General features: G+C 71.1%; 13 protein-coding genes. 6 read left to right on the top strand and 7 right to left on the bottom strand.

Translation table 11 applies throughout. The features are described 5' to 3' along the window. The coding region (locus tag FNH08_RS13575; RefSeq protein ID WP_152771730.1) for an FAD-binding protein at positions 1–1,217 on the top strand (1,217 nt) is incomplete at its 5' end. Positions 1,218–1,252: 35 nt separating this feature from the next. After that, positions 1,253–2,008, top strand: a complete 756-nt coding sequence (locus tag FNH08_RS13570; RefSeq protein WP_152771729.1) for a decaprenylphospho-beta-D-erythro-pentofuranosid-2-ulose 2-reductase — start codon at positions 1,253–1,255, stop codon at positions 2,006–2,008. Positions 2,009–2,096: 88 nt separating this feature from the next. On the opposite strand, the gene FNH08_RS13565 is transcribed toward FNH08_RS13570, so the two are convergent. The 7 genes from FNH08_RS13565 to pdxR form a co-directional block, all read right to left on the bottom strand. Then, entirely contained in the window at positions 2,097–3,302 is a 1,206-nt protein-coding gene (locus FNH08_RS13565) for a hypothetical protein (RefSeq protein WP_152771728.1), read from the bottom strand. A gap of 30 nt (positions 3,303–3,332) precedes the next feature. Next, positions 3,333–3,917, bottom strand: a complete 585-nt coding sequence (locus tag FNH08_RS13560) for a 2'-5' RNA ligase family protein (RefSeq protein WP_322724413.1) — start codon at positions 3,915–3,917, stop codon at positions 3,333–3,335. A gap of 162 nt (positions 3,918–4,079) precedes the next feature. Beyond that, positions 4,080–5,093, bottom strand: coding sequence for a tryptophan--tRNA ligase (gene trpS, locus FNH08_RS13555; protein ID WP_152771727.1), 1,014 nt, complete (start codon positions 5,091–5,093; stop codon positions 4,080–4,082). A 279-nt stretch (positions 5,094–5,372) separates the two neighbouring features. Next, entirely contained in the window at positions 5,373–6,827 is a 1,455-nt protein-coding gene (locus tag FNH08_RS13550) for a glycine hydroxymethyltransferase (protein ID WP_152771726.1), read from the bottom strand. Positions 6,828–7,098: 271 nt separating this feature from the next. Next, a complete protein-coding gene (locus tag FNH08_RS13545; protein WP_152771725.1) occupies positions 7,099–8,283 on the bottom strand; it encodes a glutathionylspermidine synthase family protein in 1,185 nt (394 codons plus the stop codon). A 27-nt stretch (positions 8,284–8,310) separates the two neighbouring features. Continuing rightward, entirely contained in the window at positions 8,311–8,667 is a 357-nt protein-coding gene (locus tag FNH08_RS13540) for a hypothetical protein (protein WP_152771724.1), read from the bottom strand. 128 nt (positions 8,668–8,795) lie between these two features. Further along, positions 8,796–10,202, bottom strand: a complete 1,407-nt coding sequence (gene pdxR / locus FNH08_RS13535; protein ID WP_152771723.1) for a MocR-like pyridoxine biosynthesis transcription factor PdxR — start codon at positions 10,200–10,202, stop codon at positions 8,796–8,798. Positions 10,203–10,248: 46 nt separating this feature from the next. On the opposite strand from pdxR, the gene FNH08_RS13530 reads away from it, so the two are divergent. Genes FNH08_RS13530 through tnpB form a run of 4 tightly spaced genes read left to right on the top strand, consistent with a single transcriptional unit; the run spans position 10,249 to position 13,333 of the window. Continuing rightward, positions 10,249–10,752 (top strand): carboxymuconolactone decarboxylase family protein, encoded by a 504-nt coding sequence (locus FNH08_RS13530; RefSeq protein WP_152771722.1) that lies wholly within the window; start codon positions 10,249–10,251, stop codon positions 10,750–10,752. Continuing rightward, positions 10,749–11,216 (top strand): carboxymuconolactone decarboxylase family protein, encoded by a 468-nt coding sequence (locus FNH08_RS13525; RefSeq protein ID WP_152771721.1) that lies wholly within the window; start codon positions 10,749–10,751, stop codon positions 11,214–11,216. The genes FNH08_RS13530 and FNH08_RS13525 overlap by 4 nt, the downstream gene beginning before the upstream one ends. Positions 11,217–11,252: 36 nt before the next feature. Next, positions 11,253–11,828: an IS607 family transposase gene (locus tag FNH08_RS13520; RefSeq protein ID WP_322724411.1), complete on the top strand. Its 576-nt coding sequence runs from the start codon at positions 11,253–11,255 to the stop codon at positions 11,826–11,828. After that, entirely contained in the window at positions 11,825–13,333 is a 1,509-nt protein-coding gene (tnpB, locus tag FNH08_RS13515; RefSeq protein WP_322724410.1) for an IS607 family element RNA-guided endonuclease TnpB, read from the top strand. Before FNH08_RS13520 ends, tnpB begins: the two co-directional genes overlap by 4 nt. Positions 13,334–13,339: the final 6 nt, after the last annotated feature.

Raw genomic sequence — 13,339 nt, 5'->3', positions numbered from 1 at the left:
GGCTCGGGCGGGCGTACGGGGACGCGGCACAGAACGCGGGCGGAGCCGTGCTCGACATGACGGCGTTGGACCGCGTCCACGCCATCGACGTGGACGGCGGCACGGTGCTCTGCGACGCGGGTGTCTCCCTGCACCGGCTGATGGAGGTCCTGCTGCCCCTGGGCTGGTTCGTGCCGGTCACGCCCGGGACGCGGTACGTCACGGTCGGCGGCGCGATCGGCGCGGACATCCACGGCAAGAATCACCACGTCTCGGGTTCGTTCTCACGCCATGTCCTGTCCCTGGAGCTGTTGACGGCGGACGGCGAGATCCGGACCGTGAGCCGTGGGACGCCGCTGTTCGAGGCGACGGCGGGCGGCATGGGCCTGACCGGTGTGATCCTCACGGCGACCGTCCGGCTGCTGCCGGTGGAGACCTCGCTGATGTCGGTCGACACGGAACGCGCCCGCGACCTGGACGACCTGATCGCCCGCCTCACCCTGACGGACGACCGCTACCGCTACTCCGTCGCGTGGATCGACCTCCTCTCACGCGGTGCCTCGACGGGCCGTTCGGTCCTGACGCGCGCCGACCACGCGCCCCTGGACGCACTGCCTCCGCGCGCACGGCGCACTCCGCTGGAATTCCGGACCCACCGGCTCCCGGCCGTCCCCGCCCACGTTCCGGAGGGGCTCCTGGGCCGTACGACCGTGGGTCTCTTCAACTCGCTCTGGTACCGGAGGGCGCCCCACGCGCGCACGGGCGAACTGCAGCGGATCTCCACCTTCTTCCACCCCCTCGACGGTGTCCCCCACTGGAACCGCGTCTACGGCAGGTCCGGCTTCGTCCAGTACCAGTTCGTCGTCGGGTACGGCCGTGAAGAGGCCCTGCGGCGGATCGTGCGGCGGATCTCGCTCCACCGCTGTCCCTCCTTCCTCGCCGTGCTGAAACGGTTCGGGGAGGGCGATCCGGGGTGGCTGTCCTTCCCGATGCCCGGCTGGACGCTGGCCCTGGACATCCCCGCGGGCCTGCCGGGCCTGGCCGCCTTCCTCGACGAGCTGGACGAGGAGGTCGCGGCGGCGGAGGGCCGCGTGTACCTGGCGAAGGACGCCCGGCTGCGGCCCGAACTGCTGGCGGCCATGTACCCCCGGCTGGCCGAATTCCGGGAACTCCGCCGGGCGTTGGACCCCCGCGGCGTCTTCGTTTCGGACCTGGCCCGCCGCCTCGACCTCCAGTGACCCCGTTTCCCTCTCCACGACACCCGGGAGCTGTCATGAAGGACGCCTTCGGTGCCCCCCAGTCCCTGCTGGTCCTCGGCGGCACGTCGGACATCGCGCTGGCCACAGCGCGCCGGCTGATCACCCGCCGCACCCGCACGGTGTGGCTGGCCGGACGCCCCTCGCCCGACCTGGACGACGCGGCCGCCCACCTGCGCGGACTGGGCGCCGACGCCCGCACCGTCGCCTTCGACGCGCTCGACCCCGCCTCCCACGAGCCGGTCCTCGGCAAGGTGTTCGCCGAGGGCGACGTCGACATGGTGCTGCTGGCCTTCGGGGTGCTCGGTGACCAGGCCAACGACGAGCGGGACCCGGTGGCAGCGGTGCGCGTCGCCCAGACCAACTACACGGGCGCGGTCTCGGCCGGACTCGTGTGCGCGCGGGCGCTCCAGACCCAGGGGCACGGCTCGCTCGTGGTGCTGTCGTCGGTCGCGGGCGAGCGGGCCCGCCGGTCCAACTTCATCTACGGCTCCAGCAAGGCCGGCCTCGACGCCTTCGCCCAGGGCCTCGGCGACGCCCTGCACACCACGGGCGTCCACGTCATGGTCGTCCGCCCCGGCTTCGTACGCTCCCGAATGACGGCCGGCCTCCCGGAGGCGCCCCTGGCGACGACCCCCGAGGCGGTCGCTGCCGCCATCGAGCTGGGGCTGCGCCGCCGCTCGGAGGCGGTGTGGGTGCCTGGGGCTCTGCGCTGGGTGATGTCGGCGCTGAGGCACGCGCCACGGCCACTCTTCCGAAGGCTGCCGATGTAGCGCCCCGAAAGGGGCGCGGGGAACTGCGCGAGAAACCACAACGACGCCGCAGCCGCGAAACAACCCAAGCCACCCCACCCGAGGCGCCCTACCGCCGGAGCGACACCACAACCGCCTTGCTCAAAGGATTCCCACTCTGGTTCACCTGCACGTACCCCACCCCGACCACCTCGTCAGAGCCCGGCACCCGCGCCAACTCCCCCACCCACAGCAACTGCCTCGACGTACTCCGAACCCCACCCTCGTTCGGCAGCCGGGACCGGGTGATCTTGGTGCAGGTCCCGTCCTCCGCGAGATACCAGTTCCCGTTCAGAAAGAGCCCGCCAGAACCGTCCCCCAGCACCGGAACCCGCTCGGCACACTGCCCCGGCGCAGCCGGCTGCTCGGCCCAGCGCTCTCCGTCCCAGCGCAGCCGCACCGCCTCGTCGTCCGGCTCGTCCTCGACCTCGCCGTGGTTGAAGCTGTGGATGCCGTACGCGCGTACGTCGTCCTCGGCGAGCGCGACGACATCGCCCAGGGACGCGCCGGGCTCGGGCGGCACCGGCTCCGGGAAGTGGTACTCGGGGGTCTCGGTGCGGGTCCACGTACGGCCGTCCCAGTGCACGGCCACGGGCTGGGTGTACTCGCTCTCTCCGAGGTCGTCGTCGTCGAGCGCGCCGGTGTCGCGGTGTCCCACGGCCCACAGGTCGTCCGTCGCGGTGCCGTCGAGTGAGCCGATGCCGTCGGCGGGCAGGCGCGTGACGGTCCACCGTGTGCCGTCCCAGTGCTGGACACGGCCTTCGTCGGCCGTCGTCCATACGTCGTCCGGGCCGAAGGCCTTGATGTCGCCGACGGGGGCGCTCGGCGCCGGATCCAGCGGGGACCAGCGGGTGCCGTCCCACCGGACGATCCGTGTCCCGCCGAGGGTGCCCGTCGGGCCGCCCGGGACGGTCAGCCAGACCTCGCCGGAGCCCACCGCGGTCAGCTCGGCCTGCGGGGCGTCCATGCCGATGGCCTCCTGGACGGGCTGTTCCCGCCAGTCCTCGCCGTCGTAGCGCAGCAGGAAGGGGTCACTCGTCCCGTCCGCGCGTCTGCGGTCGCCGTAGGCCCAGATGTCGTCCTCGGCGACCACGGCCATGTCGGTCAGGCGGGCGGATCCGTCGAAGATGTGGTCGTACGACCAGGACAGACCGGGCTTGCGCTCGTCGCTTTCGGAACCGGAACCGGACCCCTCACCCGAGCCGCCCTCGTCCTGCCCGCCGCAGCCGGCCACCGCGAGAGCGAGTACGGCGAATACCGCCGCGGTCCTGCGCATCGTCCCGTCCCCCCTCGTCCCTCCGGTGCCTCAGCGCGCCGGAAGGGTGGTGTCCCTCCCGGTCGGCGCCGCCGCCTGCGGAGGCACGACCGATCCGCCGAAGGCGAACTCGCGGAGCTTGCGCCACACCCCGTCCGCGCCCTGTTCGTAGAGCGCGAACCCGGTGCAGGGCCACTCCGCCTCGAACTCGGACAGCTCCTCGTACGCCCGGTCCATCGCCTCGTCGGGGATGCCGTGCGCCACGGTGACGTGCGGGTGGTACGGGAAGGCCAGCTCGCGCGCCACCGGGCCCGACGCGTCCCGGACCTGCTTCTGCAGCCAGGTGCACGCCTCGGTCCCGTCGATGACCTGCACGAACACGACGGGCGACAGCGGCCGGAAGGTTCCCGTGCCGGACAGCCTCATCAGGAAGGGGCGCCCGGCGGCCGCGACGTCGGTGAGGTGGTCCTCGATCGCGGGCAGCTCCGAGTCGTCGACCTCGGTCGGTGGCAGCAGGGTGACGTGGGTGGGAATGCCGGAAGCCGCGGGGTCGCCGAAGCTCGCGCGCTGCTCTTGGAGCAGGCTGCCGTGAGGCTCCGGGACCGCGATCGAGACACCGATCGTTACGGTCCCCACGTCGTCTCCTGTTCTCTGGTGTCGTCTGGTGTCGTGTGTGCGGTCGGTTGTGGTCGGTTGTGCTCTGTCGTCGTGCCGTGCCGTCGGAAGGCAGGCGTGACTGCCGCTCCGTTATCGACTGTACGGTGATGCGGCTCGGTGCGGGCAGGGCGGCCGGGCGGCTCAGTGCTTGGCGGGCAGGAAGCCCACCCTCTCGTACGTCTGCGCGAGTGTCTCCGCCGCGACACCACGCGCCTTCTCTGCGCCCTTGGCCAGGATCGAGTCGAGCGTCTCGGGGTCGTCCAGGTACTGCTGGGTGCGCTCCCGGAACGGGGTGACGAACTCGGTCATGACCTCGGCGAGGTCCGTCTTGAGCGCACCGTAGCCCTTGCCCTCGTACTTCTGCTCCAGTTCCGCGATTCCGGCCCCGGAGAGGGTCGAGTAGATGGTGAGCAGGTTGCTGACACCGGGCTTGTTCTCGGCGTCGTAGCGGATGACCGTGTCGGTGTCGGTGACCGCGCTCTTCACCTTCTTGGCCGTCACCCTGGGCTCGTCGAGCAGGTTGATCAGGCCCTTCGGGGTCGATGCCGATTTGCTCATCTTGATCGACGGTTCCTGAAGGTCGTAGATCTTCGCCGTCTCCTTCAGGATGTACGGCTTCGGAAGGGTGAAGGTCTGCCCGAAGCGGCCGTTGAAGCGCTCGGCGAGGTCGCGGGTCAGCTCGATGTGCTGGCGCTGGTCCTCGCCGACGGGGACCTCGTTCGCCTGGTACAGCAGGATGTCCGCGACCTGGAGGATCGGGTACGTGAAGAGTCCGACGCTGGCCCGGTCGGCGCCCTGCCTGGCGGACTTGTCCTTGAACTGGGTCATACGGCTCGCCTCGCCGAAGCCGGTGAGGCAGTTCATGATCCAGGCGAGCTGCGTGTGCTCGGGGACGTGGCTCTGGACGAAGAGGGTGCACCGGTCCGGGTCGAGCCCGGCGGCGAGCAGCTGGGCGGCGGCGAGCCGGGTGTTGGCGCGCAGCTCCGCCGGGTCCTGCGGAAGGGTGATCGCGTGCAGGTCGACGACCATGTAGAACGCGTCGTGGGACTCCTGCAGGGCCACCCACTGGCGCACGGCACCGAGGTAGTTGCCGAGGTGGAACGAGCCGGCGGTGGGCTGGATTCCGGAGAGGACCCGGGGTCGATCAGAGGCCATGCTCACCATTCTCTCAGGTGCGGGGGCCGACTCCGGAACGGGTGTGGAACAGGTGTGACACAGGTGGGAACGGATCCGCCCCGGCCAGGCGTACGCGGGCCGGGGCGGGTCCGCCCGCCGTGAGGCGAGAAACACACCGGACACGGTTCATGTCTGTGGTCAGCTGCGGGTTCGTCGTGGCTTGTCGCGCCCACGCGGCGGAGCCGCATATTGTCACAGCCCCGCGCCCCTTAAAAGCACGGGGCCGCCCGGCATCACGACGTGCCGCAATCACAGCCCTCAGCCGAGGTCGACCTCCGCGTACAGCGGGAAGCCCGCCACGAGGTCGGTGGCGCGGTGGGAGATCTCGTCCGCGACCTTGGGGTCGAGCACGTGCTGGGCCTTGGAGGGGGCGCCCGACTTGGTGGTGCCCGGCTCGGTGGTGGTGAGGACGCGGTCGATGAGGCCGGCGACCTCGTCCATCTCGGCGGTGCCGAGGCCACGCGTGGTCAGCGCGGGCGTGCCGATACGGATGCCCGAGGTGTACCAGGCGCCGTTCGGGTCGGCGGGGATGGCGTTCCGGTTGGTGACGATGCCCGAGTCGAGCAGCGCGGACTCGGCCTGGCGGCCGGTGAGGCCGTAGGAGCCGGCGACGTCGATCAGGTTGAGGTGGTTGTCCGTACCACCGGTCACCAGGGTCGCGCCCCGGCGCATGAGACCGTCCGCCAGAGCGCGCGAGTTGTCGACGATGCGCTGGGCGTAGTCCTGGAAGGAGGGCTGACGGGCCTCGGCGAGCGCGACGGCCTTCGCGGCCATGACGTGCGGGAGGGGGCCGCCGAGGACCATGGGGCAGCCGCGGTCGACCTGGTCCTTGAGGGAGTCGTCGCACAGGACCATGCCGCCGCGCGGGCCGCGCAGCGACTTGTGGGTGGTCGTGGTGACGATCTGGGCGTGCGGGACCGGGTCGAAGTCGCCGGTCAGCACCTTGCCCGCCACGAGGCCGGCGAAGTGCGCCATGTCGACCATCAGCGTGGCGCCGACCTCGTCGGCGATCTCGCGCATGATCCGGAAGTTCACCAGACGGGGGTACGCGGAGTAGCCGGCGACGATGATCATCGGCTTGAACTCGCGGGCGGTGGCGCGCAGGGCCTCGTAGTCGAGGAGCCCGGTGGCGGGGTCGGTGCCGTAGGAGCGCTGGTCGAACATCTTGCCGGAGATGTTCGGGCGGAAGCCGTGGGTGAGGTGGCCGCCGGCGTCCAGGGACATGCCGAGCATGCGCTGGTTGCCGAAGGCCTGGCGGAGCTCGGCCCAGTCGGCCTCGGAGAGCTCGTTGACCTGGCGGGCGCCGGCCTTCTCCAGGAAGGGGGCCTCGACGCGGTCGGCGAGGACGGCCCAGAAGGCGACGAGGTTGGCGTCGATGCCGGAGTGCGGCTGGACGTAGGCGTGGCGGGCGCCGAAGAGCTCGCGGGCGTGCTCGGCGGCGAGGCCCTCGACGGTGTCCACGTTGCGACAGCCGGCGTAGAAGCGGCGGCCGATGGTGCCCTCGGCGTACTTGTCGCTGAACCAGTTGCCCATGGCCAGGAGGGTGGCCGGGGAGGCGTAGTTCTCGGAGGCGATCAGCTTGAGCATCTCGCGCTGGTCGGCGACCTCCTGTCCGATGGCGTCGGCGACGCGGGGCTCCACGGCCCGGATGACGTCGAGAGCGCTGCGGAAGGCGGTGGACTCCGTGGAGAGGGGCGCAGGGGTGTCGGACATGAGGACCTCCGGACGTGGCGTTCGGCGTTCACGGTACGGCCCAGGCGCACGGCACTCGGTTCCCGGGCCGCTTCCCGATGGTCGGTCCCATCCTCGGACCCGGCCGTCACGGCAGGGTCCAGCGCGCCAGTCACGGCCCGCCGCTCACCCTACCGGGCGTGCCGGAGCAGCGGGTTCGCGCGTCCATCATGCGAGCGGCGATTCGAGCGACGACGGGAAGGGGGCCTGGCTCAACTCCGCGCGGTGCTGGGCGTGTCGTGCCCGTCGGCCCTCACAGGATCACGTGCGGCAGGAATCGCGCGTACTCGTCCGTGACCAGGCCCGAGGACTCGCGGATACCGAGGCCCGCCGACTCGTCCTCCACGACCCACGCGCCGAGGACGACCCGGTTGCCGTCGAAGGACGGCAGGGGCGCCAGCTCTTGGTAGCAGCACGGTTCGTCGCGGACGACGGGGTCGGCGCCCGGCTCGTGGACCGTCACTCCCGCGCCCTCGCGGCCGAGCAGCGGCTTGGCCACCCAGCCCTTCTCCGAGGCCAGTTCCCGGGGCCCGTCGAGGTAGGTGGGGAGCAGGTTCGGGTGACCCGGGTACAGCTCCCACAGCACGGCCAGGAGTGCCTTGTTGCTGAGGAGCATCTTCCAGGCGGGTTCGATCCACAGGGTGGTGCCCGTGCCGCCGCCGTTGTCGAGGGTGGCGAGGACGTGCGGGGCGAAGCGGTCGGTGGTGAGCCACTCCCAGGGGTACAGCTTGAAGACGCTGCGCATGAAGCGGAGCTTCTTGTCGACGAAGCGGCCGGAGAGGCGGTCCCAGCCGATGTCCTCCATGGAGATCCAGTCGGTGTCGAGGCCGGCCTGTTCGGCGGTCTCCTTGAGGTACGCGACCGTCATCAGGTCCTCGCCGAGTTCGTCACCGGCGGAGTGGGCGAAGTAGAGCGGGCCGCCCGGTGGGAGGAGGAAGGACTGTTTCTTCCAGGCGTCGACGAGGCGTTCGTGGAGGGAGTTCCACTGGTCGGCGCCCGGGAAGCGTTCCTCCATCCAGAACCACTGGGGACTGGCCGCCTCGACGAGCGAGGTCGGGGTGTCGGCGTTGTACTCGAGCATCTTCGCGGGGCCGGTGCCGTCGTAGCGCAGGTCGAACCGGCCGTAGACGGAGGGGAGTTCGGCTCGGCGGTGCCATGCCTCGGCGATCAGTCCGGCGAGCCGGGGGTCGGTGATGCCGAGGTCGGCGAAACGGTCCTGCTCGACGATGTGCGCGGCCGCCGCGAGGCACATGCCGTGCAGTTCCTCGACGACCTCCTCCAGCGCCTCCACCTCGGGGAGCGAGAAGACGTAGTAGGCGCTCTCGTCCCAGTACGGGCGCAGGGAGCCGTCCGGGTAGCGGGTCAGCGGGTAGATGAGCCCCTGGTCCTCGACGGTCTGCTGCCAGCCGGGGCGGGGCTCGATCGTGCGGCGCTCCATGGCGTTCGGGTCCGTCCGCGCGCCCGCTCAGCCGCCGCCCGAGCCGGAGCAGCCGAAGCCGTCGCGGTCGACGGCGTCGCTGCGGCTGAAGGTGCCGTAGTCGGCGTAGCGGCCGGTGACGTCGGCGTCGTAGTACCAGTCGGCGTCCGCGGTGGTGGTCTTGCCGCCGGTCTTGCGCTTCTTGCCGGACGACGTGGAGCCCGACCCGGACGACTTGCAGTTCTTGTCGGCGATGATCTTGTAGCCGTTGGCGAAGTCGTAGCTGTCGCGGTCCACGCAGCGGCGGTCCGGTTCGGAGCCGCAGGACGTGAGGGCCGCCGCTATGACGCCCATGCCGCCGAGTACGACCGTGCTGGACCTGAGGCGCCTGCGCTTCTCTGCCATGTTTCTCTCCCCCGTCGGGCGTGCGTGTCCGGCCGGTGCGCGGCACTGGGCCTACACCTGACCGGCGCTCAGACTAGTGAGCGAATCGGGCGGTTGCCCAACCGGCTCCCCCCATCAGTTCGCGCACGCTAGGGCAACACCCTGCACAACGCCTCCAGCGCCCCCGCCCACGCGTGGTCCGGCGGCGTTCCGTAGCCCACGACCAGGGCGTCCAGCGGGTCTACGGTCGCCCGGTCGTGGCGGTAGCGGGCCAGGCCGTGCACCTCCAGCCCCTGCCAGGCCGCCGCCCGCACGACCGACTCCTCGGTGCCGGGCGGGAGCCGGAGCACCGCGTGCAGTCCGGCCGCGATACCGGTGACGCGGACGTCGGGGGCGTGCTCGCGCACGGCGTCGACCAGGTCGTCCCGGCGGCGCCGATAGCGCAGCCGTACGGAGCGCACATGCCGGTCATAGGCCCCCGAGGTGAGGAACTCGGCGAGCGTCAGCTGGTCCAGCGCCCCGCAGGACCAGTCCGTGTGCCCCTTGGCCGCCAGGACCTCCGGGGTGAGGGACGGCGGCAGAACCAGCCAGCCCAGCCGCAGTCCCGGCGCCAGGGACTTGCTGGCCGTGCCCAGGTACACCACGTGGTCGGGGGCGAGGCCCTGCAACGCGCCGACCGGCTGGCGGTCGTAGCGGAACTCGCCGTCGTAGTCGTCCTCGAGGACCAGCCCGCCGGTGCGGCGCGCCCAGTCGACAACGGCGGCCCGCCGGTCGGGGTGGAGCGGCACACCCATGGGGAACTGGTGGGCGGGGGTGAGCAGGACGGCCCGTACGCCGGTGAGGTCGCCCGTCAGGTCCTCGGTGCGGGTGCCGAGTTCGTCGTACGGCAGCGGGACCGTCCCGAGGTCGGCCTCCGCCAGCAGATTCCAGTGGACGTCCAGGCCGTACGACTCCACCGCCGGCGTGTGGGCACCCCGGCGCCGCAGCACCGAGCCGAGCAGCCTCAGCGCGTGGGAGATGCCCGAGGCGATCACGATGTGCTCGGGGTCGGCGCGCACGCCGCGGGACCGGGCCAGGTAGCCGGCGAGGGCGGTGCGCAGTTCCACCCGGCCGCGCGGGTCGCCGTAGCCCAGAGCCTCGTGCGGGGCGGCGGCCAGGGCGCGGCGGGCCGCCTTGAGCCACTCGGTGCGCGGGAAGGAGGCCAGGTCGGGGCTGCCCGGGATGAGGTCGTACGCCGGACGGCCCGGTTCCGGGTGAGGCGGGGGCTGGCGGCGCCGCGCGCTCTGCGGGACCGCGCCGTCCGCGACCCGGGTGCCCGAGCCCTGGCGCGCGGTGAGCCAGCCCTCGGCGACGAGGTCGCCGTACGCCTCGGCCACCGTGTTGCGGGCGATGCCGAGGTCGACGGCGAGGGAGCGGGAGGAGGGCAGCCGGGTGCCAGGAGCGAGGCGGCCACTGCGCACCGCCTCCCGGAGCGCGTCCGTCAGCCCCTGGCGCACGCCGGAACCGGACGGTTCGACATGCAGGTCGACGCCATAAGTGGCCCACGGTTTCGCCATGGAAATGGACCATACTCCTGGGCTGCCTCGCTCCTAGTGTCGAAGCATGACGACGACCGACGACACGAAGACGGAGTACGCCCCCGAGACCGGCCCGCGTCTGCGGTGGGCCCAGCTCGCCCCCGACGTCTACAAGGCGATGATCCGGCTCGACGCGGCCGCCCGGCAGGGCCTCGACCCGACGCTGTGCGAGCTGGTGAAGATCCGTGCCTCCCAGATCAACCACTGCGCCTTCTGCCTCGACATGCACACCAAGGACGCGCTCGCCGCGGGCGAGAGGGTCGAGCGGATCATGCAGCTCAGCGCCTGGGACGAGTCGCGTCACTTCTACACGGAGAGGGAACTCGCGGCGCTGGAACTGACGGAGGCCGTGACCGTCCTGACGGACGGCTTCGTACCCGACGAGGTGTACGAGAAGGCCGCCCAGCACTTCGAGGAGGCCGAGCTGGCCCAGCTGATCTCGGCGATCGCGGTGATCAACGCCTGGAACCGCTTCGGCGTGACCGCGCGGATGACGCCGGGCCACTACCAGGCGGGACAGCACAAATGACGGTCCGTACCCGGCTCCTCGACCCGGCGGTCGCCCAGGCCATGTCGGCGCTCAGCGGGGCCGCGAAGAAGGGCCTCGGCGATCCCGCACTGGCCGAGCTCGTCATGATCCGGGCCTCGCAGCTCAACCACTGCGCCTTCTGCCTCGACATGCACCTCACCCTCGCCCGCGAGCACGGCGTCAGCGAGAGGCAGCTCGGCCTGCTGGCGGCCTGGGAGGAGGCCGGGGACGTCTTCGACGAGCGGGAGCGTGCCGCGCTCGCGCTGACGGAGGCCGTGACGGTCCTGACGGACGGCTTTGTGCCCGACGAGGTGTACGAGAAGGCCGCCGAGCACTTCGACGAGGTCCGTCTCGCCCACCTCGTCGCCCTGATCACCGCCATCAACAACTGGAACCGGGTGATGGTCGGCCGCCGGATCCCGCCGGGAGGTGAAAGCTGCTACAGATTTTCTAGTCATTCGTAGTCATTTCTAGTCGTTTGTCTCACGTACTTTGGTCTCGTGAAGCTTTCGGAGTGGGCCCGTCAGCAGGGCGTGAGCTACCAGACCGCCTGGCGGTGGGTGAAGGACGGGAAGATGCCCGTCCCGGTCCGCCAGGCGCCTTCCGGTACGTGGCTGGTCGACGAGGTCGTCGTCCAGCCGTCCGGGCGTGTGGTGGCGTACTGCCGCGTGTCGTCCGCCGACCAGAAAGCCGATCTGGAGCGGCAGGCCGCCCGGGTCGTGTCCGGCGTAAACGGGCTGGGCCTGGCCGTCGCCGAGGTTGTCACCGAGGTCGGTTCGGGGCTGAACGGGCGGCGGCGCAAGCTGCACCGGGTGCTGTCCGACCCGCAGGCGGCGGTGATCGTGGTCGAGCACCGCGACCGGCTTGCCCGGTTCGGGGTCGAGTATCTCGAAGCGGTCCTGTCGGCGTCCGGGCGGCGCCTGATCGTCCTCGACCCCACCGAGACCGCCGACGGCCTCGTACGGGACATCACCGAGGTGCTCACGTCGATGTGTGCGCGCCTGTATGGGCGCCGTGCTGCGAAGATGCGGGCCGCCCGCGCGGTGGCCGTGGCGACCGGCGAGGACGCCGAGTGAAGAGGTTCCAGCCGCAGCCGGGTTTCGTGGTGCAGGCGTACCGGTTCGCCCTGGACCCGAACGCCTCCCAGGAGCACGCGCTGCGTTCGCACTGCGGCGCCGCGCGGGCCGCCTACAACTGGGCTGTCGGCTGGGTCGAGGCGTCGTGGTGGCAGCGCCGCGCCGAGGAGACGTACGGCGTTCCCGAGGCCGCGTTGACGGAGTGGCGGCCGTGGTCGCTGCCCTCGCTGCGGAGGGCGTTCAACGAGGCCAAGCACACCGATCCCAGATTCGCGGACTGGTGGGAGGCCAACTCCAAGGAGGCGTACAACACTGGTCTGGCCAACGCGGCTGCCGCGTTCGACAACTACGCGAAGTCGAAGAACGGCAAGCGGCGCGGCAAGCGGATGGGCGCGCCCCGGTTCAAGTCGAAGCGTAAGGCCCGTCTTTCCTGCCGCTTCACCACCGGCACGATCCGCGTCGAGCGCGACGGCCGGCACGTGACGCTGCCCCGCCTGGGCACGCTCCGCACCCACGAGCCCACGCTCAAGCTCCTCGCCCGCGTTCAGGCCGGGACCGCTCGCATCCTGTCCGCCACGGTGCGGCATGAACGGGGACGCTGGTTCGTGTCCTTCCAGGCCGAGGTCAAGCGGGATATCGAATGCGTCGCCCGGCCGGACACGGCGGTAGGTATCGACCTCGGAGTGAAGGCCCTCGCCGTCACGGCCGACTCGACGGGCGAGATCCGCACCATCGCCAACCCTGGGCACTACGACGCCGCACGCAAGCAACTGCGCCGCGCCTCCCGGATCGTCTCCCGACGCCAGGGCCCCGACCGCAGGACCGGACGCAAGCCATCCCGCCGCTGGGAGAAGGCCAACGCGGCCCGCAACCGAGTGCATCACCGGGTGGCGAACCTCCGCGAGAACGCCCTACACAAACTCACCACCAGCGTGGCGGCCGAGTACGGCACCGTCGTGGTCGAGGATCTCAACGTCGCCGGGATGCTCCGCAACCGGCGCCTGGCCCGCCAGATCGCCGACGCCGGGTTCGGGGAGATCCGCCGCCAGCTCGACTCCAAGACCCGCCAGCGCCACGCCACACGCCTTGTGGTCGCCGACCGCTGGTACCCGTCCTCCAAGACCTGTTCCGGGTGCGGCGCGGTGAAAGCCAAGCTGCCGCTGCACGTCCGGACGTACGAATGCGACGCATGCCACCTGGTCATCGACCGGGACGACAACGCCGCACTCAACCTCGCCGCTCTCGCGGCAGCCGTAGTAACTGGTACCGGAGTGGCCGGAGACCAGGACACCCCCAAGCGGGTGTCGAAGCCTCGTGGAGCCGACCAGAAGACCCGCGCCACCCGCCCCCGCCGCAAGGCGGGGGCGGGGCGGGGCGGGCAGGTGGCGCAACTCTGCCGCGCCAGCGGCAGACGGAAGCGAGAGACCGTACTCAAGCCGAAGCTCTCACGCTTTGGTGATGTGACGGACCTTCCGGGCCGAAATGCCCGGAATACTGAGACCTGACTACGG

Source organism: Streptomyces spongiae, assembly GCF_009377185.1.
In the GTDB taxonomy this organism is placed as follows: Bacteria; Actinomycetota; Actinomycetes; order Streptomycetales; family Streptomycetaceae; genus Streptomyces; species Streptomyces spongiae.
Note: the sequence above shows the minus strand (reverse complement) of the source record. Positions and strands in the feature narration are given on the sequence as shown.